The organism is Venatorbacter sp. C2-1 (assembly GCF_022832715.1).
Classification (GTDB): Bacteria; Pseudomonadota; Gammaproteobacteria; order Pseudomonadales; family Oceanobacteraceae; genus Venatoribacter; species Venatoribacter alkanivorans.
In genome coordinates this window covers 2976139-2995434 of sequence record NZ_CP094879.1, presented here as the reverse complement: position 1 = coordinate 2995434, position 19296 = coordinate 2976139, and the positions used below count along the sequence as shown (strand labels likewise).

Annotated in this window: 23 protein-coding genes; 15 read left to right on the top strand and 8 right to left on the bottom strand. The window is 50.9% G+C overall.

Annotated features, from left to right (window positions below):
* Positions 1–5: 5 nt before the first annotated feature.
* The 14 genes from MT343_RS13430 (at position 6) to MT343_RS13365 (ending at position 11188) form a co-directional block, all read left to right on the top strand.
* The gene (locus tag MT343_RS13430; RefSeq protein WP_145465777.1) at positions 6–824 is read left to right on the top strand and encodes a MinD/ParA family protein; all 819 of its coding nucleotides are present in this window, start codon (positions 6–8) and stop codon (positions 822–824) included.
* A 3-nt stretch (positions 825–827) separates the two neighbouring features.
* On the top strand, positions 828–1559 hold the full coding sequence (locus tag MT343_RS13425) for an RNA polymerase sigma factor FliA (RefSeq protein WP_186435726.1): 732 nt from the start codon (positions 828–830) through the stop codon (positions 1557–1559).
* Positions 1560–1694: 135 nt separating this feature from the next.
* Complete coding sequence (cheY, locus tag MT343_RS13420) at positions 1695–2069, top strand: chemotaxis response regulator CheY (RefSeq protein WP_444875578.1); 375 nt, start codon at positions 1695–1697, stop codon at positions 2067–2069.
* Between the two features lie 16 nt (positions 2070–2085).
* The gene (locus MT343_RS13415; RefSeq protein ID WP_222428422.1) at positions 2086–2862 is read left to right on the top strand and encodes a protein phosphatase CheZ; all 777 of its coding nucleotides are present in this window, start codon (positions 2086–2088) and stop codon (positions 2860–2862) included.
* 12 nt (positions 2863–2874) lie between these two features.
* Entirely contained in the window at positions 2875–5112 is a 2238-nt protein-coding gene (locus tag MT343_RS13410) for a chemotaxis protein CheA (protein ID WP_145465775.1), read from the top strand.
* 31 nt (positions 5113–5143) lie between these two features.
* Positions 5144–6163: a protein-glutamate methylesterase/protein-glutamine glutaminase gene (locus MT343_RS13405; RefSeq protein ID WP_145465774.1), complete on the top strand. Its 1020-nt coding sequence runs from the start codon at positions 5144–5146 to the stop codon at positions 6161–6163.
* The gene (locus MT343_RS13400) at positions 6163–6903 is read left to right on the top strand and encodes a motility protein A (RefSeq protein WP_145465773.1); all 741 of its coding nucleotides are present in this window, start codon (positions 6163–6165) and stop codon (positions 6901–6903) included. The genes MT343_RS13405 and MT343_RS13400 overlap by 1 nt, the downstream gene beginning before the upstream one ends.
* On the top strand, positions 6900–7592 hold the full coding sequence (locus MT343_RS13395) for an OmpA family protein (RefSeq protein WP_145465772.1): 693 nt from the start codon (positions 6900–6902) through the stop codon (positions 7590–7592). The genes MT343_RS13400 and MT343_RS13395 overlap by 4 nt, the downstream gene beginning before the upstream one ends.
* Before the next feature lie 90 nt (positions 7593–7682).
* Complete coding sequence (locus MT343_RS13390) at positions 7683–8465, top strand: ParA family protein (protein WP_145466729.1); 783 nt, start codon at positions 7683–7685, stop codon at positions 8463–8465.
* Positions 8458–8811, top strand: coding sequence for a hypothetical protein (locus MT343_RS13385; RefSeq protein WP_145465771.1), 354 nt, complete (start codon positions 8458–8460; stop codon positions 8809–8811). The genes MT343_RS13390 and MT343_RS13385 overlap by 8 nt, the downstream gene beginning before the upstream one ends.
* Positions 8804–9658 (top strand): chemotaxis protein CheW, encoded by an 855-nt coding sequence (locus MT343_RS13380; RefSeq protein ID WP_145465770.1) that lies wholly within the window; start codon positions 8804–8806, stop codon positions 9656–9658. The genes MT343_RS13385 and MT343_RS13380 overlap by 8 nt, the downstream gene beginning before the upstream one ends.
* Before the next feature lie 177 nt (positions 9659–9835).
* Positions 9836–10318 carry a chemotaxis protein CheW gene (locus tag MT343_RS13375; RefSeq protein WP_145465769.1) on the top strand — a complete coding sequence of 161 codons (483 nt, stop codon included), beginning with the start codon at positions 9836–9838 and terminating at the stop codon, positions 10316–10318.
* A 9-nt stretch (positions 10319–10327) separates the two neighbouring features.
* Positions 10328–10711, top strand: coding sequence for a DUF2802 domain-containing protein (locus tag MT343_RS13370; RefSeq protein WP_145465768.1), 384 nt, complete (start codon positions 10328–10330; stop codon positions 10709–10711).
* Positions 10712–10930: 219 nt separating this feature from the next.
* Entirely contained in the window at positions 10931–11188 is a 258-nt protein-coding gene (locus MT343_RS13365) for a hypothetical protein (protein WP_145465767.1), read from the top strand.
* On the opposite strand, the gene MT343_RS13360 is transcribed toward MT343_RS13365, so the two are convergent.
* Positions 11185–11559 (bottom strand): MAPEG family protein, encoded by a 375-nt coding sequence (locus tag MT343_RS13360; RefSeq protein WP_145465766.1) that lies wholly within the window; start codon positions 11557–11559, stop codon positions 11185–11187. The two genes, MT343_RS13365 and MT343_RS13360, sit on opposite strands and share 4 nt — an antisense overlap.
* 167 nt (positions 11560–11726) lie before the next feature.
* On the bottom strand, positions 11727–12203 hold the full coding sequence (locus MT343_RS13355) for an Mpo1 family 2-hydroxy fatty acid dioxygenase (RefSeq protein ID WP_145465765.1): 477 nt from the start codon (positions 12201–12203) through the stop codon (positions 11727–11729).
* Positions 12204–12319: 116 nt separating this feature from the next.
* Here MT343_RS13355 and MT343_RS13350 point away from each other — a divergent pair, with 116 nt between their 5' ends.
* Entirely contained in the window at positions 12320–13345 is a 1026-nt protein-coding gene (locus MT343_RS13350) for an AraC family transcriptional regulator (RefSeq protein WP_145465764.1), read from the top strand.
* Here MT343_RS13350 and MT343_RS13345 read toward each other — a convergent pair.
* From MT343_RS13345 to nrdA, 6 genes are all read right to left on the bottom strand, one after another.
* A complete protein-coding gene (locus tag MT343_RS13345; RefSeq protein WP_145465763.1) occupies positions 13342–14265 on the bottom strand; it encodes a hypothetical protein in 924 nt (307 codons plus the stop codon). The genes MT343_RS13350 and MT343_RS13345 overlap by 4 nt on opposite strands.
* Before the next feature lie 48 nt (positions 14266–14313).
* Complete coding sequence (bcp, locus tag MT343_RS13340) at positions 14314–14787, bottom strand: thioredoxin-dependent thiol peroxidase (protein WP_145465762.1); 474 nt, start codon at positions 14785–14787, stop codon at positions 14314–14316.
* A gap of 71 nt (positions 14788–14858) precedes the next feature.
* Positions 14859–15137, bottom strand: a complete 279-nt coding sequence (locus MT343_RS13335; protein WP_145465761.1) for a hypothetical protein — start codon at positions 15135–15137, stop codon at positions 14859–14861.
* Between the two features lie 97 nt (positions 15138–15234).
* On the bottom strand, positions 15235–15684 hold the full coding sequence (gene yfaE, locus MT343_RS19595; RefSeq protein ID WP_286719439.1) for a class I ribonucleotide reductase maintenance protein YfaE: 450 nt from the start codon (positions 15682–15684) through the stop codon (positions 15235–15237).
* 11 nt (positions 15685–15695) lie between these two features.
* A complete protein-coding gene (nrdB, locus tag MT343_RS13325) occupies positions 15696–16826 on the bottom strand; it encodes a class Ia ribonucleoside-diphosphate reductase subunit beta (protein ID WP_145465760.1) in 1131 nt (376 codons plus the stop codon).
* A 56-nt stretch (positions 16827–16882) separates the two neighbouring features.
* The gene (gene nrdA, locus MT343_RS13320) at positions 16883–19165 is read right to left on the bottom strand and encodes a class 1a ribonucleoside-diphosphate reductase subunit alpha (RefSeq protein WP_145465759.1); all 2283 of its coding nucleotides are present in this window, start codon (positions 19163–19165) and stop codon (positions 16883–16885) included.
* Positions 19166–19296: the final 131 nt, after the last annotated feature.

Below are 19296 nucleotides of genomic sequence, written 5' to 3'. Positions count from 1 at the left end.
GACTAATGGCAAGGCATCCTGTGCAGGTCATCGCGGTCACCGGCGGTAAAGGTGGTGTCGGCAAGAGCAATGTCTCGGTCAATCTGGCTATCGCTCTGGCCGAAATGGGGCGCAGAGTAGTGGTTCTTGACGCGGATCTGGGGTTGGCAAATATCGATATTCTGCTGGGTATCAGCTCTAATAAAACCATTGAAAATGTTCTGGCGGGTGAATGTGATCTGCGTGACGTAATGGTTAAAGGGCCGGGAGGTATCCGCGTAGTGCCGGCATCTTCTGGTACGCAAAAATTATCGCAGCTGAACGCACTTGAACATGCCGGCCTGATTCAGGCCTTCAGTGATATCGGTGATGATATCGATGTGCTGATTATTGATACCGCGGCCGGAATTTCCGACAGTGTGATGAGTTTTGTCCGTGCCGCGCAGGAAGTACTGATGGTGGTCACTGATGAACCAACCTCAATCACCGACGCCTATGCGCAGATCAAACTTCTGAATCGTGACTATGGGCTGTTCCGTTTCCGCATTGTTGCCAACATGGTCCGCACACCACAGGAAGGAAACGCTTTATTTGCCAAACTTACCAAAGTGACAGATCGTTTCCTGGAAGTGGCTATGCAGTATGTTGGCGCTATACCTCAGGACGATGCGCTTAAGCGTGCCGTGCAGCGCCAGAAAGCGGTGATCGATGCCTACCCGCGCTCTAAAGCGGCGACAGCATTCCGTGCACTGGCTAAAAAAGTGGATTCATGGCCACTGCCTTCAACACCCCGGGGGCATCTGGAGTTTTTTGTAGATCGGTTGGTTCAGGAAGCCGGGGCATAACGAGTGTCAGTAGGAAGTTGTCTGGTGTATTCCGACGTACAAAAACACGATTATGAACAGCTGGTACGTGATCATGCGACGCTGGTAAAGCGCATTGCACACCACCTTATTGGCCGTCTGCCTGACAGTGTGCAGCTTGATGACCTTATTCAGGCCGGCATGATTGGCTTGCTGGAAGCCGCGCGTAAATACGATGGTGGCAAAGGTGCCAGCTTCGAAACCTACGCCGGTATCCGCATTCGTGGCGCGATGCTGGACGAGATCCGTAAAGGTGACTGGGCACCACGCTCGGTACACCGTAATTCCCGTCGTATCAGCGATGCTATTAAACAGATTGAAAGTGAAAAAGGCCGTGATGCTGAAGACAGCGAAGTCGCCGGTTTTCTGGGCATCAGTCAGGATGAATACCATGCCATCCTGAAAGACAGCGCCGGCTGCCGGCTGTTCAGTTTTGAAGAAGTTGTTGAAAAGAGCGAGTCAGGCTTCGACGTCTTTGAAGAAGAGTCCCCCAATCCACTGGACGGTATCGAACGTGAATCCTTTCAGCGTCAACTCGCCGACGCTATCCGTCATTTACCCGAAAGGGAACAGCTGGTACTCGCCCTGTACTACGACGAGGAACTGAACCTGAAAGAAATTGGCGCCGTATTGGGTGTCAGCGAATCAAGGGTCAGTCAGCTGCACAGTCAGGCAGCTCATCGTCTGCGTGCCCGCCTTGGCGGCTGGTTGTCCTAACTCCTTCCTGTTATTGAAAAAAATCTTTTCTGAGCGCTTTGTTTCTGGATAAAGCGATAACTGTGTCTACACTAAACCTTAGGAACGACTTGGAATATAGAGAGTCGATTACTGGAGGTCGTTTTGGACAAAAACATGAAAATTCTGATCGTTGATGATTTCTCAACGATGAGACGAATCGTCAAAAATCTGTTGCGTGATCTGGGGTTTACCAATACTCAGGAAGCAGATGACGGCACAACAGCACTTCCCATGTTGCAGAATGGTGATTTCGACTTCTTGGTGACGGACTGGAACATGCCTGGCATGACAGGTCTCGACTTGCTGAAGAAAGTGAGAGCCGATGATCGCCTGAAAAGTCTGCCGGTACTGATGGTGACAGCGGAAGCCAAGCGCGACCAGATTGTTGCCGCTGCTCAGGCAGGGGTTAACGGCTATGTCGTGAAACCTTTTACTGCTGCGGTACTGAAAGAAAAGATCGATAAGATCTTTGAACGTGTCGAAGGTTAACCAGGAAGACAACTTGATGGCCGGGATCAATCTGGATACCGATAACAGCGCTGTCGGCACTGAAATCAAAAACCTAGCAGAAAGCATGCTCAAGCAGCTGGAGCTTGGTGATCTCAGTAAGGCGGTAGCGTTGGTTAATAATCTCAATGAGGTTAGAGACCGCACGTTGTACAACGAAATCGGCAGACTGACCCGTGCCCTGCATGAAGCTATTAAAAATATGCGGGTTGATTCTGTCGGTGCTGCATCGGAAATTGACCATGCAACGGATAAGCTGGCTTACGTGTTGGAAATGACCGATAAGTCGGCCAACCGCACCATGGATCTGGTTGATGCCGGTATGCCGCTGGCAACCGACATTCATGACCGGGCCAAAGCGTTATCTGTTGAGTGGCAACGGTTTTTAAATAAAGAATTAAAGCCGGATGAATTCCGTGCTTTAACCAAAGACATTAATCAGTTTCTGATTGACAGTGCGAGTCAGTCCCAGCGCTTGCAGGGACAGTTATCCGATATCGTACTGGCTCAGGATTTTCAGGATTTAACCGGTCAGGTCATTCACAAAGTGGCTGCGCTGGTAACAGACGTAGAAAGCCGGCTGGTACAGCTTGTTGCCATGGCCGGCAACGTGGATTCGATTACCGGAATTGTTCATGCCGATATGGAATCGGCAGAGAAGCCGACGGAAGGCGCCAATATCGCTGCGGAGGGACCGCAGATTAATAAGTCCAGTGAAGACGTAGTTGCCAGCCAGGATGATGTTGATGACTTACTGTCCAGTCTTGGTTTTTAAAGGAGCTAACGGATGAGTTTCGATGCTGATGAAGAGATTCTCCAGGATTTTTTGGTTGAAGCCGGAGAAATTCTTGAGCTGCTCTCTGAACAACTGGTCGATCTTGAACAACGCCCACATGATAAAGACCTGCTGAATGCTATCTTTCGCGGTTTTCATACCGTTAAAGGTGGGGCTGGATTTCTGCAACTTAATCCTCTGGTGAACTGCTGCCATGCAGCGGAAAACGTCTTCGATACGCTGCGCAACGGCCATCGTACTGTCAATTCAGATCTTATGGATGTGGTACTCCAGGCGTTAGACAGCGTTAATGAAATGTTTGAAAGCGTTCGCTCCGGTGCTGCACCTGAAGAAGCAGATCCGGAACTCATTGAGCGGCTGCATAAACTGGCATTACCTGAATCAGAAGATGAAGTTCAGAGCAGCGATCCGGAACCTGCTGCTACTGACTCTGTCGCAGAGGAGCCTGTCAGCGAGTCCGGCCCTGCAGAAGCAGCGCCCGCAGAAGACAGTGGTGATATTACAGACGATGAATTCGAGCAACTGCTGGATGCTCTGGACGAAGAAAAAGCGAATGCAGCTGCGGCAGAAACAGCAGATGACGATTTCTTTGATATAGGCTCCGACAGCACAGATAACAATAGTGACGAAATTACCGAAGATGAATTTGAGGCACTGCTTGATCAGATTCATGGTAAAGGTAAGCATGCTGGTGCACAGACATCGGGAACTGCAGAGCCAGAAAAAACAGAGGCTGAGCCTGTCGCTGCGTCTGCTAATGCAGCAGGTGGGGATGATCTGATCAGTGATTCGGAGTTTGAAGAATTACTTGATCGTCTGCATGGCAAAGGCAAGCATTCAAATGCCCCGGGAGCCGAGTCAGCACCTGCAGCCTCGGCGGAAAAACCAGAAGCTGCAAAACCTCCGGTCACGCCCGCTGCAGATACCAAGCCAGCTGCAAAAGCAGAGGCTAAGCCTGCGCCAAAAGCAGAAGCAAAACCGGCTGCTGCGAAGGCACCGGCAGCGGTTGAAGAAAGCAAGCGTCAGGATAAAGATGCTGCCGCATCAGAAGCAACGGTACGTGTGGATACCAAACGTCTTGACGACATCATGAATATGGTTGGCGAGTTGGTGCTGGTTCGTAACCGTCTGGTTCGTTTGGGACTGAAAAGTACCGATGAGTCGATGGCTAAGGCGGTCGCTAATCTGGATGTGGTAACCGGTGATTTACAGGCATCCGTCATGAAAACCCGGATGCAGCCAATCAAGAAAGTATTTGGCCGTTTTCCCCGGGTTGTCCGCGATCTTGCCCGCCAACTGAAAAAAGAAATTAATCTGGAATTACGCGGCGAAGAAACGGATCTGGATAAAAACCTGGTCGAAGCTCTGGCCGATCCATTGGTTCACCTTGTGCGAAATGCAGTGGATCATGGTGTGGAAATGCCGGACGTGCGTGAAAAGAATGGTAAACCACGGGTCGGTACTGTTGTTCTTTCTGCAGAGCAGGAAGGGGACCATATTCTGCTGATTATTCAGGACGATGGCGGCGGTATGGATGCCGATGTTCTGCGCCGGAAAGCGGTAGAAAAAGGCGTTATGGATCAGGATGCCGCTGATCGTCTGACCGAAAACGAATGCTTTAACCTGATTTTTGCGCCGGGTTTTTCCACCAAAGAGCAGATATCTGATGTATCCGGCCGTGGTGTCGGTATGGATGTTGTTAAAACAAAAATTTCTCAGCTGAATGGCACTATTAATATTGATTCCCGTCCCGGTGTAGGTACAGGAATCCGGATTAAAGTACCACTGACTCTGGCTATTATGCCGACGTTAATGGTCATGCTGAAAAATCAGGCTTTTGCTTTCCCACTGGTTAGCGTCAACGAAATTTTCCACCTCGATCTGACTAAAACAAATATTGTTGATGGCCAGGAAGTGGTGGTTGTACGCGAAAAACCAATACCGTTATTTCATCTGAAACGCTGGCTTATTAAAGGTGAAGCCTATGCCAAAGCCGATGAAACAGCGCATGTTGTTGTGGTTTCGGTGGGTACGAAACGTGTCGGTTTTGTAGTTGACCAGCTGATTGGCCAGGAAGAGGTTGTTATTAAACCTTTGGGTAAAATGTTGCACGGTACGGCAGGTATGGCGGGAGCAACGATTACAGGTGACGGTCGGATTGCACTTATTCTGGATATACCGAGTATGCTTACCCGCTATGCATCCTCCCGGCATTCCAGTGCAGCATAAAGTCTACAAGGACTAAGGAAGAGTTGATTTCATGAGTATCCGTGTTCTGGTCGTCGATGATTCCGGATTTTTTCGCCGCCGTGTAACTGACATCATTAATGCAGACGGCCGTATGGAAGTTGTCGGGGTCGCATCTAATGGCCTTGAAGCCATTGAGATGAATGAATCTCTGAAGCCTGATGTTATTACCATGGATTATGAAATGCCGGTCATGGATGGCATTACCGCGGTGCGTAATATCATGCAGCGGCGTCCGGTACCTGTTTTGATGTTTTCTTCACTTACGTTCGAAGGCGCACGGGTTACGCTGGATGCTCTGGATGCTGGTGCATTAGATTTTTTGCCCAAGAATTTTGATCAGATTGCTAAAGATGCAGTTCAGATTAAGCGGGCACTGACCGATAAAATTGCTGCCGTTGCGCGCAGCCAGACTAAAGTGACAACGGTTCAGGCTGTCCGGCCTGCGGTGCGCGGGCGTCTGACTCAGACGGAGCTGGTTGTTATCGGCACATCAACCGGCGGACCTGCAGCTCTGCAGACATTGTTTAAAAATATCCCCGGCAGTTTCAAAACACCGATTATTATTGTGCAGCATATGCCGGGATCTTTTACCAAAGCTTTTGCTGAGCGTTTGAATTCTCTCAGTCCCCTGATTGTTAAAGAAGCGGCTGATGGCGATAAAATTGAAGCAGGTCATGTTTATGTTGCTCCTGGTGGTATGCAGCTGATGGTGGATCGGCGTGCCGGCGGTGTTATTCATATCCGGGAAAGCGACGAAAGGGTCAACTACCGCCCGAGCGTTGACATTGCGTTTGCTTCAGCGGCTAAACATTACGGTAATAAAACACTGGCGATTGTCCTTACCGGAATGGGAGCTGACGGTCGTGAAGGTGCCCGCCTGCTGAAGCAAGGTGGGGCAACTGTCTGGGCCCAGGATGAGGAAAGCTGCGTTATTTTTGGCATGCCGCTGGCCGTTATCAAGGAAGGGTTGAGTGACGATATATTACCCCTTAAAGATATCGGACCGAGGCTGGTTGAAGAGGTCGGCTAGTGGATCGCTGGGCGTTAGTCACTGTTTTACTGGCAGTTATTGCAGTATTAACCGGCTTTTCCCTTGAAGGAGGAAACCTCACAGCGTTGTGGAATCCTCCGGCAGCTCTGATTGTTTTTGGTGGCGGTATTCTGGCCACTCTTGCCCAACTTCCCGTAAGCCAATACCGCCCTTTGGGTGAATTGCTGTTTTGGCTGATTGCTCCGCCTCAATACTCCTTTGATGTACTCATCAGTAAGTTAACAGTCAGCGGCAATGCTCTGCGCCGTGATGGCCCTTTGGCTCTGGAAAAAGTAGCAGGGTCAGAAACCGACCCTGTTTTCCGTAAAGCGTTGCTATTACTGGCTGACGGTAATGATGTTGAAGCCATGCAGTCTGCACTCCATCTGGAGCTGAAAAGCCGGGAAGAACGTGATCAGGACTTATTGTCTGTACTGGATAATTTTGCCGGTTATTTACCCACTCTGGGAATTGTCGGCGCGGTACTGGGTTTGATGCAGGTTTTGTCGAGTATCAAACAGCCGGAAGCTCTTGCCGCAGGAATCGCCACCGCTTTTGTGGCAACGTTTTATGGCGTTGCCAGTGCGAATCTTATTGTTATTCCCCTGAGCAGCACGTTGCGTCAGCGTCTGGCTATCCGCAGCCGGTATTATGAAGCATTGATGTTAGGTGTTGTGGCATTAAGAAATGGGGTTAACCCGATGGCGCTGCGTTATCGCATGCAGGGAATTGTGTTGTGAGACGGCATGGTCCTGATCCGCATCGCTGGCTGGTTTCTTATGCCGACTATATGACGCTGCTGTGCGTCTTTTTTATCATGTTGTATGCGGTGCAACTGATTGATGATGAGCAGGGCTCAGCAATCCGCAGCGAGCTTGAAGGTGTCTTTTCTACGGTACTTCCCCCCGAGCCCGTCACTCCGCCAACGCTTTCCACGCCCCTGGAAAAGGGCAATGGATTATTACCTTTATTGGCGGATATCCGTCAGGTTGCTCAATTTATTCCGGAATCGGACGATATAAGAATAGAAGGGGACAAAGACTGGATTACCGTATCGTTGAATGCCGATCTTTTATTTGCCCGTGGTGAAACACGTATCCGTGACGAAGCTTTGCCGCTGATGCAGGCTATTGCCGCTGAACTGAAGGATTTTCCGTTTCCAATCAATGTTCAGGGGCATTCGGACGATACACCGGCAAAAGGCATTACCAACTGGGAAATTTCAGCGTTACGGGCAGCATCGGTGGTACAGAATCTGGTGTTGTATGGCGTAGCACCGCAGCGTATGGCCGCTATGGGGCTTTCGTACTACCACCCGTTGAATACTGAAAATACCGAAGAAGCACGGGCAGAGAATCGTCGTGTTGTGATTTTTATGACGCAAACGAGCGAAGCTGCACCCTGGTCCCGTCCTGCTGCAAAGAATTGACATACTTTTTGCTTAATCAATGTTTTACAGCAAAAAGTACTTTTAGTGACCCTTGCGGGTCATGTGCTCACAGAGAACAGGGTGAAACTAGTGCGGATCTGGTCGATAGCAAATCAAAAGGGTGGGGTTGGCAAAACAACCAGCGTGGTTGCTCTGGGAGGTCTGTTGGCTGAACAGGGAAAACGCGTATTGTTGGTGGACCTTGATCCTCATGGTTCCCTGACGAGTTACTTCCGGCAGAATCCCGATAATCTGGAACGCAGTCTTTATCATCTGTTTTTTGAGCAACGCTACAAAGACAAAGCTTTTATTCAGACCGTCATCAAGCCCACCAGTCTTCCCAATGTATCTTTGCTGCCTGCGACGACATCGTTGGCCACACTTGAACGTCAGGTCAGTGGGCAGGATGGTATGGGATTGGTTCTGGCACGGTCGCTCGCTCAGTTGTGGGATGAATACGATTACGCCTTACTGGATACGCCACCCATTCTTGGCGTGCTGCTGGTCAATGCGCTGGCTGCCTGTCAGCGCCTGGTGATTCCTACCCAGACAGAGCATCTTGCAATGAAAGGTCTGGAAAGAATGATCCATACCCTGAAAATGGTGATGCGCTCGCAGAACCGTAATCTGCCTTTTATGATCGTACCGACGTTATTTGATCGTCGGACGCTTGCCTCTGTGACCACGCTGAAAGAAATGCGCCGTCTGTATCAGGATTCACTGTGGCAGGAGGCAATTCCGGTGGATACCCGTCTGCGTGATGCCAGTCATGAAGGTGTGTTTCCACATCAGATGGATGAGCAGGGCCGTGGGGTGCGGGCATATCGTCACCTGTTGAGTGAACTGGATGTGGCGGACCCGGGTCGTGGCTAGTTATATTCCACCGTTACCGGCCAATGTCAGCCATCCGCTGGACGACTATTTTGATCATCTGCTGGCTGCTGATGGCGAAGTAGCAGATCAGGGAGTGAACTGGGATGACTTACTGCGTTCTGCCGTCAGTCCTCATCATCTGCAGGAAGCATTGGCCAGCAGCACGTTACAAAGTGGCTATGCCCCTGTGCTCTTACGTCCGTTAGGTGAGGGAGGTAAAGCAGCTCAGCGCACCCAGCTGCTGACTGCACTGGGGTTGATACGCCATTTACCGGAATCATCGCTGCGTCGCTGTATGTTAGCGGCGTGTCTGCCCGTTGCTGCGGAGACCGTGCTTAATGGCTGATGCTAACTCTAAGACAGATCTGGTAAATCAGGTCGACTTTGTCTTGCAGGACTATCTTGATCAGCTTCTGGTTAGTGCCACAGAAGTGACTCCTGTTACTTCTGTTAAATCCGGATCTGCCAGTCTTCAGGTGACTGAACCTGTTGCAGAAACGCCTTCTGTCGCCATCAGCGAAGAGCTGCCTTCTTCGCCAGCAGAGGTAAAGACAGCGTCACGCACGGTGAGTCCTGCGCGTGCCGCCTTTGCTGAGGTTATACCGCAGCAGCCAATGCCGGCATTTACTATCGAAACGGATGTCGAAACTCCGTCAGATATCCAGGATGAGAGCAGTAGCAGGGCTCATGACGTCAATGAATTGACTAACGAGGCAATGCAAACGCTCTCATTAAACTGGCAATCCAGCCAGGGTATTGATTGTCTTATTTTTAAAGTCGCTGGTCTTAAGCTCGCCATTCCGTTGCCACTGCTTGGCGGTGTGCATAACGTAACAGACAAGGTGACGCCGCTGTTTGGCCAGGCCAGCTGGTCGCTGGGCGTCTGGCAGGGCGATAAGGCCAAGCTTACTATCATCGACAGCGCTCAACTGATCATGCCTGAGAGGCGTATCAGTCTTAATGACGACGGCTACAGCTTTTTTATTCAGCTGGACCGCTCGCCCTGGGCGCTGGCGTGTCAGGAAATCTGCGATACCGTAACCTTGGTACATGATTCCATTAAATGGCGTGGGGATGGCAGTAAGCGCCCGTGGCTTGCAGGAACGGTGATCTCTGAAATGTGTGCTTTACTGGATGTACCGGGGTTATTAAAACTGCTGGAAGAAAATCGCCGGGTTGCGCGTCAGGCGTAAAGCCCTCCGGTATTTCAGCGTTGCAATATCCTTTCTGTTCAATGGATTACAGCTTTTAGCCCCGGAAAAAATTCCCTGTTTTAACTGGTACACTTTGTGCTCTGTTCTATAGTTAAGAAAGGTTCGTCATGTTTTTTGACACAGTCAGGCATCGGCCTTTCTTAGCGAGGATGTTTTATGTCAGCGATTGCCGGAAATAAAGGTGCGGAAGATCCCGTCTTACAATGGGTAACCTTCCGTCTGGAAAACGAGACGTACGGAATCAATGTGATGCAGGTGCAGGAAGTCTTGCGTTACAGCGAGATTGCACCGGTTCCAGGTGCTCCCCCGTATGTACTTGGCATTATTAACCTGCGTGGCAACGTTGTAACGGTGATCGATACCCGACTCCGTTTTGGCCTGCCAACAGCTGACACCACTGATCAGACGCGTATCGTTATTATCGAAGCGGAAGGTCAGGTGGTTGGTATCCTCGTCGATGCGGTGGCTGAAGTGGTGTATCTGCGTCAGTCAGAAATTGAAACCACCCCGAACGTCGGCAATGAGGAAAGCGCCAAATTCATCCAGGGGGTTTGTCATAAAAATGATGAACTGCTTATTCTGGTGGATCTGGAGAAACTGATGACCGACGAGGAGTGGACAGAAATCCAGGGTTTATAGGAGTCTGTCATGGCGTCTCTGTCACTGATGCACTGGTTATTGATAGGTAATATGGGTTTGCTGTTATTGGTCGGCGCTTTTATGTGGTCGCTTAAACGGCAGCAAAATCAGGATGCCAGCCGGCTGGATCAGGCGGTTGGCAGCTTACAACAGGCACATCAGGCGATGAGCAAAAGCACCATTGGTATGGGACGAAAGCTCAAACAAATGGATGGACGCCTGCAGCAGGCTGAACGCAAGGTAGTTTTGCCTACAACAGACGAGGCTACCTTTTTGCAGGCATCACGCCTGGTTGGACTCGGAGCAACAGCCAGCGATCTGGTTGACAGTTGTGGCGTCGCGCGGGGAGAAGCGGAGCTGATTGTTTCGCTGAAACGGCAGACAGCGCATTAAAATACTGATTGATTGAAAAAACAGGCCCTGAGCCTGTTTTTTTATGCCTCCGGTGCCGGTCGTATTGAACAGGCTGTGATGGTTCAGCCAATACAGCGCAGGGATCTTCTGTGTGAAGTAACAAGCCTGTCTGCAGGTAACTCTTTATAACAAAACAATCCATCTCCGATCCCTCCCTCTTCCTATACTTGGTTTAAGTATGTTGTCAGGAGTTGGGCTATGAAACCTTCACTGCACCTCATGATTATCGGATTATTTACTTTGCTGGGTTTGTTGCCTGCTGCAGAACTGCCAGCACAGAACAATCATATGCAGGATGCTCACGCCAGCCTGATCCGTAATGCTACTTTTATGGAGAAAACGCCGGAATTTACCGACCTTTATATTATCCAGACGTCAGATAAAGGCCGGCAAATTGTTATCTACTGCAATTCAGCTTATTGCTACAAACGCAATGGACATATGATGACGGTTTAAACACCGCTGACAAACAGGGCAACGGTGCAGCCAATGCCCGCCGTCCAGACCAGGGAGCGCAGGGTTGCATGATTGCTGAGGTATAACACGCCATACAGCACCCGGATCGCGATAAAAGCCATAGCCAGCATATCAATCCGTTCCTGATTACCACCGCTCAGGTGAGCAATAATTACCGCTGCGGCAAATGCCGGAAATGCTTCAAAGCTGTTGAGTTGCACCCAGTGTGCGCGTTTGCGATAACCTTCCTGCTTCTCCAGAAACTCGCGTGGCGAGTAATTGTTGTAACGACGTCCGCCAGCTTTGGCCAGCCCGGTAAATACATAAGGCAATAAAGCGGCGATCAGGACGCACCAATATCCGATAGTCATAGTCTTTCCTGTATTCAGATGAAATAGAGAGCTTGTAAAAGCTGCGCTGCATTTTTAGCTTGTTAGCGGAGGTTGCACGAGGTTGGAGTGTGCCGAAATAGCGTCAGCATTATCTGCTCAGGGGGGGCGCAGTGAAAATGGCGGTACTGAGTACCGCCATAACGTGATCAGGAGTACGGAATGCCCAGTTTGCGATAGATAAATCCCATCAGCCATGCAGGGCCAATCAGCAGAAACTGAATGTCTTTAAAGAATGACGGCTTTTTCCCTTCAATGTAGTGCCCAATAAACTGAAGAATCCACAATACAACAAAGCTGCCAGCGCAGATGGCCCAGAGTGGTGCCAGATTCAGTTGCTCAAACCAGGCAATAAGAGCATAGGTTGCAATGGTAAAAGCGGTCAGGCCGACCGACAGGCTGAATGACATCCGTACATAAAACCCCACTACAACAATGGCTGACAGGGTGGCCCAGTTCAGGTAGGGTACTTGCGTGAAGGTTGCCGGTACCGGTATTTCCCACAGCAACCCCATGATGACAATAAAAATAAGCGGGACACAGATCCAATGAATCAGTTTGTTCAGCGGGTTCTGGTGGCTGGCACCATACTCTTCAAACCATTGATCGGCTGTTTTTTTATTCATAGCGGAGTTCTCTTTGTTTTATTGTTATCGGTTGTCAGATGCTCATAATGTAGCGCAAATGCCGGTATTAAAAATTGTCCCCGCAGGACACCGGGTTTAACCGCAGAAGTCAGTTAATGAATACACCATACAATAACGCGGAAAAAACAGTATCTGTTCTCTGGATAAAAGCCTTACTGCAGGGCGCGGAACAGCAGGGGATTGCTGCTGCCCCGTTGCTGCAGGCGGCCGGCATCAGCCATGAGTTACTGAATACTTCCTACGCCCGGGTATCTCTGCAACAAACCTTAAAAATATGGCGCGCAGCGGAAGCGTTGTGTCCGGCCGAAGATTTTGGTTTGCTGATGGGAGAACTGGTTAAACCGGCACATTTTCAGCTGTTTGCCCTGACACTGATGCACAGTCCGGATCTTGGTTCAGCGTTCGAAAAGTCTGTCCGTTACACCCGGCTTCTGAGTGATGGCGGGCGTTATTTTCTGCAACTCAATGAGCAGGAAGCTGCGATTTGCTACGAACCTCAGGCCGATAATTTCAGCCGCCATCAGGTAGATGCCGTTCTGGTTTTATTACGCAGTTTTGCCAGTTGGCTGGCCTGTAAACCGGTTGCTCTGCAGCGTGCAGAGTTTATGCATAAACAGCCGGAAAATCTGGATAATTACCAACGTATCTTTGCCGCCCCCTTGCAGTTTGAGGCATCGCGGAACGCCTTGGTATTTGCGCCGGAAATTATGGCAGAACCCCTGGCATTAGGTGATGAAAAGCTGGCGGCAATGCATGAGCAGATGCTGGAAGAGCAGTTGGCCTTGCTGCAACAACCCGATACTGCCGGGCTGGTCCAGCACTTTCTGCGTAACAGCACGGATTTATCGGTTGATCGTGATCAGCTGGCCCAGCGTCTGCATATGAGCGGCCGGACTCTGCAGCGTAAATTGCAGGAGGATCAGACAAGCTTTCAGCAGTTGTTGGATGCAGAACGTCAGCGGCGGGCTCTGATTCTGTTAACCACAACCAGTCTGCCTCTGACTCAGATCAGCGAGCAACTGGGCTTTTCAGAAAGCAGCACCTTTACGCGGGCTTTTAAACGCTGGGAAGGCGTGGCACCGCTGGAGTACCGCCAGCAGTATAAATCCTCCACCTCCTAAAACCGCCATTCGATGCCGCTGAAAAAGCGGTAACTGAGCAGGTTAATATCTTCAATACGCAGGCTGTCGTCATCACGGCGGCTGACAAACAGGAAGTTCTGGCTTTCGGCGGACAGGCTGTTCTGCCAGTGCAGATTGGGCGTAATGCGCACTCGCCATACACTGCCGAGCAGTAGTTTCAGGCTGATAAAATCATTGGCCAGCGCTGATTCATCCAGTAATGCCGCGTTACCGTCGTCATATACCTGACCGTGCCCGAGACTGAATGCCCAGATCCCCCGCAAGCCAGGCAGTAATGGCTGGTGTTTAATGTTCAGTTGCCAGTAATCAAACTGTGCTGGTATTAAGGTCTCAAGGTTAGTGTTCTGCAGATGGACACTGAGTGGTTGCCATTGTTGTATGTGTTCCAGCCCGGTTGAGCTTATCGGGCTGCCGCTGCGGCGGGTATCCAGCTCCAGTCCCCACTGTTTTGTCGTACTGTTCAGCAACAGAGTCTGTCCCTGCTGGTAGGACTGAGCAGAAATGATCAGTGGTTGCTGCAGCTGGTGTAATTGCTGCAGTTTTTGCTGCTGTGCGCTGAAGGCGACCGTCATCATATCGATCCGGTACAGGGGAAGGCTGATGCGCCAGTCGCTGAATTCGCTATAGCCTTTGCTGCGTGACATTTCAGTGCGCAGACCCTGAGTCCATTCCAGTTGTGGCAGCGCTGGCAGCCAGTGTCGCCCATGCTGGGCTGGTTGTGGCAGAAGGTGGCATTCGACAGCGGCATACTGATCCCCCTCATCCTGCAGGGCAGGAATTCCGGCATAAGGCGCATGCACAAAACCGCCGGAGCAGCCGGCATAATGGCCGGCCCCGGCGAGGGCCGGTGCGGCAGAAAGAATACTGCTGATCAGCAGAAAAAATTCAGGGATTTTCATACAGCCTGTATCGGCCGCCCGGGACAGGAATTGAGGCTTTTTCAGGCGTCAGAGCGTTTTCAGAATATTAATCACATCATCATGATGGGTTTTGGTTTTGACCTTAGCCATCACATGCCGGAGTTTCCCGGTGGCATCAATAATAAAGGTTACGCGGTGGATGCCCATAAACTCTTTGCCCATAAATTTTTTCAGGCCCCAGACGCCATATTGTTCAGCAATGCTGTGGTCTTCATCCGACAGCAGATCAAAATTCAGATCGTATTTATCGATGAATTTCTGCAGGCGTGAAGGAGCATCCGGGCTGATGCCGAGTACTACAGTATTCAGTGCTTCGTATTCGCTGCGTGTGTCGCGGATGCCGCAGGCCTGAACGGTGCAGCCGGGGGTCATGGCTTTCGGGTAAAAGTACAGTACAACGTTTTTGCCTTTCAGTGCACTCAGCGTAACGTTATTACCGTTTTGATCAGGGGTGGTAAAGTCGGGAGCAGATTGCTCCAGTGGGGGGAAATTCAGACTCATGTTTATGCCTCGGTGCAAAAGCACCAAGGCTACCGCAGCGGCCTGATAAATCAAGCCACGTTGATTTCACTTCAACAATTAATACTGCGTTCGGACAGGTACTTTTCCAGTGTTTCACGGGCTTTATTGCCGGCCGGGCTGTTACGAAAAATAAACTCATGGGTTTTATTTTGCAGTACCAGCAGAACGTCAGAGCAGAAATCCCCTTCGTGTTCTTTACGCACTTTGCGCATCCGGGCTTCAACCAGAGTGTCCAGGTTGATGTAAAAATCGCCGGGCATCTCTTCCAGATGATCGCCGGCATTCATGCGTACCATTGCAACATTGGGGGTAATACAGATGTAAGCCATCGCTGAACTCCTTGACCTTGCGTATTGTTATAACTGCCACCTGATAGTAGGGGAGGCGTGCGGCAAAAATGTTGATTCAGCGCAGGACAGGGAGGTTTTACAGCTTAATTTTGATATTGCTTTTAGGAATGCAGCAGCAGGGCAGAATATCGCCCTCGTTAAGCCAGGCCATAGGCTCTTCTGCGTAGTGGACATCGCCCTCCAGCAGCTGCACACGACAACTGCCACAGTAACCTTCGCGGCACTGATAATGTACGGCAACGTCCTGAGCTTCGAGTGACTCCAGCAGGGTGGCTGCATGCTGGAAGTGAACTTCACGGCCATCGTCCAGCAATACATTGAACAGTGGCTTTTGCATGCCATCGAATTCGATCTGCGGGCTGGTTTCCGGTTGCTCCGGATTGCTTTCCGGCAGAAACAGCTCAGCCTGAAGCGGAGCAGCTTGCTCAGCTTCAGGTTGCAGGGCTTCGAGTTCGAAATTGCTGTCGGGCTGATTGTCCCCGGTCAGTTCGAAATCGTTGTCCGGGGTGTCAGGCAGTTTTTTCAAAGCAGCAGACATCAGAGGTCAAAATCACCCAGATCGGCGGTATCCACTTCACTGTCGATGGCGCCTACCAGATAAGAGCTGATTTCAGCTTCCTGCGGTGCTACCTGAACGTTATCGCTGTTCAGCCAGGCGTTAATCCAAGGCAGCGGGTTGTTGCGCGGCGGGAAAACAGGATCAAAACCCAGAGCAGCAATACGCTGATTGGTGATGTACTCAACGTACTGACACAAAATGTCTTTGTTCAGACCGATCATGGAACCGTCTTTGAACAGATATTCGGCCCACTCTTTTTCCTGCTGTGCGGCTTCGCTGAAAATGCGTACAACGTCATCGCGGCATTCTTCGGCGATGATGGCAAATTCCGGATCGTCTTTACCGCGCGCCATGATCTGCAGGATATGCTGTGTGCCGGTCAGGTGCAGAGCTTCGTCACGGGCAATCAGCTTGATGATCTTGGCGTTACCTTCCATTTTTGCGCGCTCGGCGAAGGCAAAAGAGCAGGCAAAGCTGACGTAAAAGCGAATCGCTTCGAGCACGTTCACCGACACCATCATCAGGTACATGCGGCGTTTCAGTTCGTGCAGAGTGATTTCGATGGTTTCGCCGTTTACCTGATGCGTGCCTTCACCCAGCTGGATGTAGTAATTGCTCAGATTGATAAAACTGTCGTAGTACTCGGTAACCGAGATAGCACGGCGGGTGATGTGCTCATTACGGGTGATATCGTCAAAAATCTGCGCCGGATTAGGCACGATATTACGCACGATATGAGTGTACGAACGGCTGTGAATGGTTTCGCTGAATGACCAGGTCTCAATCCAGGTTTCCAGCTCCGGCAGAGAAACAACCGGCAACAGGGCGATGTTCGGTGAACGGCCCTGAACGGAATCCAGCAGCGTCTGATACTTCAGGTTGCTGACGAAAATATGCTTCTCGTGTTCTGGCAGATCAAGGAAATCCTTGCGGTCGTTGGTCAGGTCGACCTCTTCCGGACGCCAGAAGAAAGACAGTTGTTTTTCGATCAGATTTTCAAAAATCTTGTGTTTTTGCTGATCGTAGCGCGCCACGTTGACCTGTTCGCCAAAGAACATGGGCTGGGAAAAGGTATCAAATTCGTTGCGGTTAAATGTGGTATAGGCCATACGGGGTTCTTTCTCAAAGCAGCCACCGAGAGGTGGCTGCGACAGGTCTGAAATAATTAAATCTTACACGCGCCGCCTGCGCAGTCATCGTCTTCTTCGATCACAGCGTCTTTCTGCGGATCTTCCATACCATCGCGGGTGTTATGGTAATAGAGCGTCTTAAGGCCGTTTTTGTACGCGGTCAGCAGGTCTTTCAGCAGCTGCTGCATCGGTACCTTGCCACCGTCAAAACGTGACGGGTCGTAGTTTGTGTTAGCGGAGATCGCCTGGTCGACGAATTTCTGCATGATACCGACCAGCTGCAGATAGCCATTGTTGTTCGGAATCTGCCATAACAACTCGTAGTTTTTCTTCAGGCGTTCAAACTCAGGAACAACCTGCTTGAGGATACCATCTTTGCTCTGCTTCACGCTGATATATCCGCGCGGCGGTTCAATACCGTTGGTCGCGTTGCTGATCTGCGAGGATGTTTCAGATGGCATCAGGGCAGACAGCGTGGAGTTACGCAGGCCGTGGGCCAGAATATCTTTGCGCAGGGCTTCCCAGTCGTACTGCAGCGGTTCTTCACAGAACTTGTCGACTTCTTTCTTGTAGCTGTCGATCGGCAGGATACCCTGGGCATAGGTGGTGTCGCTGAATGCTTCGCAGGCACCCTGTTCTTTGGCCAGATTGTTGGATGCTTTCAGCAACCAGTACTGCATGGCTTCAAAAGCGCGGTGGGTCAGGCCGTTGGCACTGCCGTCGGAATATTTCACACCGTTTTTCGCCAGATAGTAGGCATAGTTGATCACGCCCACACCCAGGGTGCGGCGGCTCAGGCTGGCGCGTTTGGCGGCCGGAACCGGGTAGTCCTGATAGCTCAGCAGGCTGTCGAGGGCACGCACGATCAGATCAGCCAGTTCTTCCAGCTCATCCAGATTGTTCAGTGTGCCGAGGTTAAATGCGGCCAGAGTACAGAGCGCGATTTCACCGGAATCATCGTTCACGTCTTTCAGCGGCTTGGTTGGCAGCGCAATTTCCAGACACAGGTTGGACTGACGCACCGGAGCCAGTTTCGGATTGAACGGGCTGTGGGTATTACAGTGGTCAACGTTCTGAATGTAGATACGGCCGGTGCTGGCGCGTTCCTGCATCATGCTGGAGAACAGGTCGACCGCTTTCAGTGTTTTCTTACGGATACCGTCCTGCTGCTCGTATTTAACATAGAGCTGCTCAAACAGCTCCTGATCTTCGAAGAAGGCGTCATACAGGCCCGGAACATCGGATGGTGAGAACAGCGTGATATTACCGTTCTTGATCAGACGCTCGTACATCAGCTTGTTGATCTGTACGCCGTAGTCGAGGTGACGTACACGGTTTTCTTCAACACCGCGGTTGTTTTTCAGAACCAGCAGGTTTTCAACTTCGTAGTGCCAGATCGGGTAGAACAGGGTAGCTGCGCCACCGCGCACACCGCCCTGTGAGCAGGATTTAACGGCGGTCTGGAAGTGTTTGTAGAACGGGATACAACCGGTGTGGAAAGCTTCACCACCGCGGATCGGGCTACCGAGGGCACGGATGCGGCCGCCATTGATGCCAATACCGGCACGCTGGGAAACATATTTAACAATGGCACTGGCGGTGGCGTTGATGGAATCCAGGCTGTCGCCGGCTTCGATCAGTACGCAGGAACTGAACTGACGGGTCGGAGTACGGACACCGGCCATGATTGGCGTTGGCAGTGACAGTTTGAATGTAGATACCGCATCGTAGAAACGACGAATGTATTCCAGGCGACGCTCTTTGTCGTAGCCGGCAAACAGGCAAGCGGCGATCAGCACGTAGAGGAACTGGGCGCTTTCATAGACTTCGCCGGTCACACGGTTCTGTACCAGATATTTGCCTTCCAGCTGCTTAACCGCGGCATAGCTGAAGGTCAGGTCGCGGCTGTGATCGATAAAGGCGTCCATCGCTGTGATTTCTTCAGCGGTGTAATCTTCGAGCAGATGGCGGTCATAACGCTCGGACTCAACCATGCGCTTCACATGATCAAGCAGGGCCGGTGGCTCAAAACGGCCGTAGGCTTTTTTGCGCAGATGGAAAATATTCAGGCGCGCGGCCAGATACTGATAATCGGGTGTTTCTTCAGAAATCAGATCGGCGGCGGCTTTGATCAGGGTTTCATGAATCTCAGACGTCTGGATGCCGTCGAAAAACTGCAGGTGGGCCTTAAGCTCCACTTCAGACACAGATACGTTATCAAGACCCTCGGCAGCCCAGGTGACTACTTTGTGGATTTTATCCAGATTTAAAGGTTCCTGGGTGCCGTCACGTTTGGTGACTTTTAGCTCGCTGTTCATCTCTTCTGTGCCTGTATCCAAGGGAAACTACTCCATCTGTCCTTGATCGGTATGGGTTCCGTAAAACGCTTGACGGCTGGCCTGATAGTCTGTAGGTGCCGGTGTAAGTAACTGAGTTACCGACATATTTT

Coding starts and splice junctions, on each gene's coding strand:
- MT343_RS13430 (WP_145465777.1), top strand. CDS start 6: ATGGCAAGGCATCCTGTGCAGGTCATCGCGGTCACCGGCGGTAAAGGT.
- cheY (WP_444875578.1), top strand. CDS start 1,695: ATGAAAATTCTGATCGTTGATGATTTCTCAACGATGAGACGAATCGTC.
- MT343_RS13415 (WP_222428422.1), top strand. CDS start 2,086: ATGGCCGGGATCAATCTGGATACCGATAACAGCGCTGTCGGCACTGAA.
- MT343_RS13410 (WP_145465775.1), top strand. CDS start 2,875: ATGAGTTTCGATGCTGATGAAGAGATTCTCCAGGATTTTTTGGTTGAA.
- MT343_RS13405 (WP_145465774.1), top strand. CDS start 5,144: ATGAGTATCCGTGTTCTGGTCGTCGATGATTCCGGATTTTTTCGCCGC.
- MT343_RS13380 (WP_145465770.1), top strand. CDS start 8,804: ATGGCTGATGCTAACTCTAAGACAGATCTGGTAAATCAGGTCGACTTT.
- MT343_RS13375 (WP_145465769.1), top strand. CDS start 9,836: ATGTCAGCGATTGCCGGAAATAAAGGTGCGGAAGATCCCGTCTTACAA.
- MT343_RS13370 (WP_145465768.1), top strand. CDS start 10,328: ATGGCGTCTCTGTCACTGATGCACTGGTTATTGATAGGTAATATGGGT.
- MT343_RS13365 (WP_145465767.1), top strand. CDS start 10,931: ATGAAACCTTCACTGCACCTCATGATTATCGGATTATTTACTTTGCTG.
- MT343_RS13360 (WP_145465766.1), bottom strand. CDS start 11,559: ATGACTATCGGATATTGGTGCGTCCTGATCGCCGCTTTATTGCCTTAT.
- MT343_RS13355 (WP_145465765.1), bottom strand. CDS start 12,203: ATGAATAAAAAAACAGCCGATCAATGGTTTGAAGAGTATGGTGCCAGC.
- MT343_RS13350 (WP_145465764.1), top strand. CDS start 12,320: ATGAATACACCATACAATAACGCGGAAAAAACAGTATCTGTTCTCTGG.
- MT343_RS13345 (WP_145465763.1), bottom strand. CDS start 14,265: ATGAAAATCCCTGAATTTTTTCTGCTGATCAGCAGTATTCTTTCTGCC.
- bcp (WP_145465762.1), bottom strand. CDS start 14,787: ATGAGTCTGAATTTCCCCCCACTGGAGCAATCTGCTCCCGACTTTACC.
- MT343_RS13335 (WP_145465761.1), bottom strand. CDS start 15,137: ATGGCTTACATCTGTATTACCCCCAATGTTGCAATGGTACGCATGAAT.
- nrdB (WP_145465760.1), bottom strand. CDS start 16,826: ATGGCCTATACCACATTTAACCGCAACGAATTTGATACCTTTTCCCAG.
- nrdA (WP_145465759.1), bottom strand. CDS start 19,165: ATGAACAGCGAGCTAAAAGTCACCAAACGTGACGGCACCCAGGAACCT.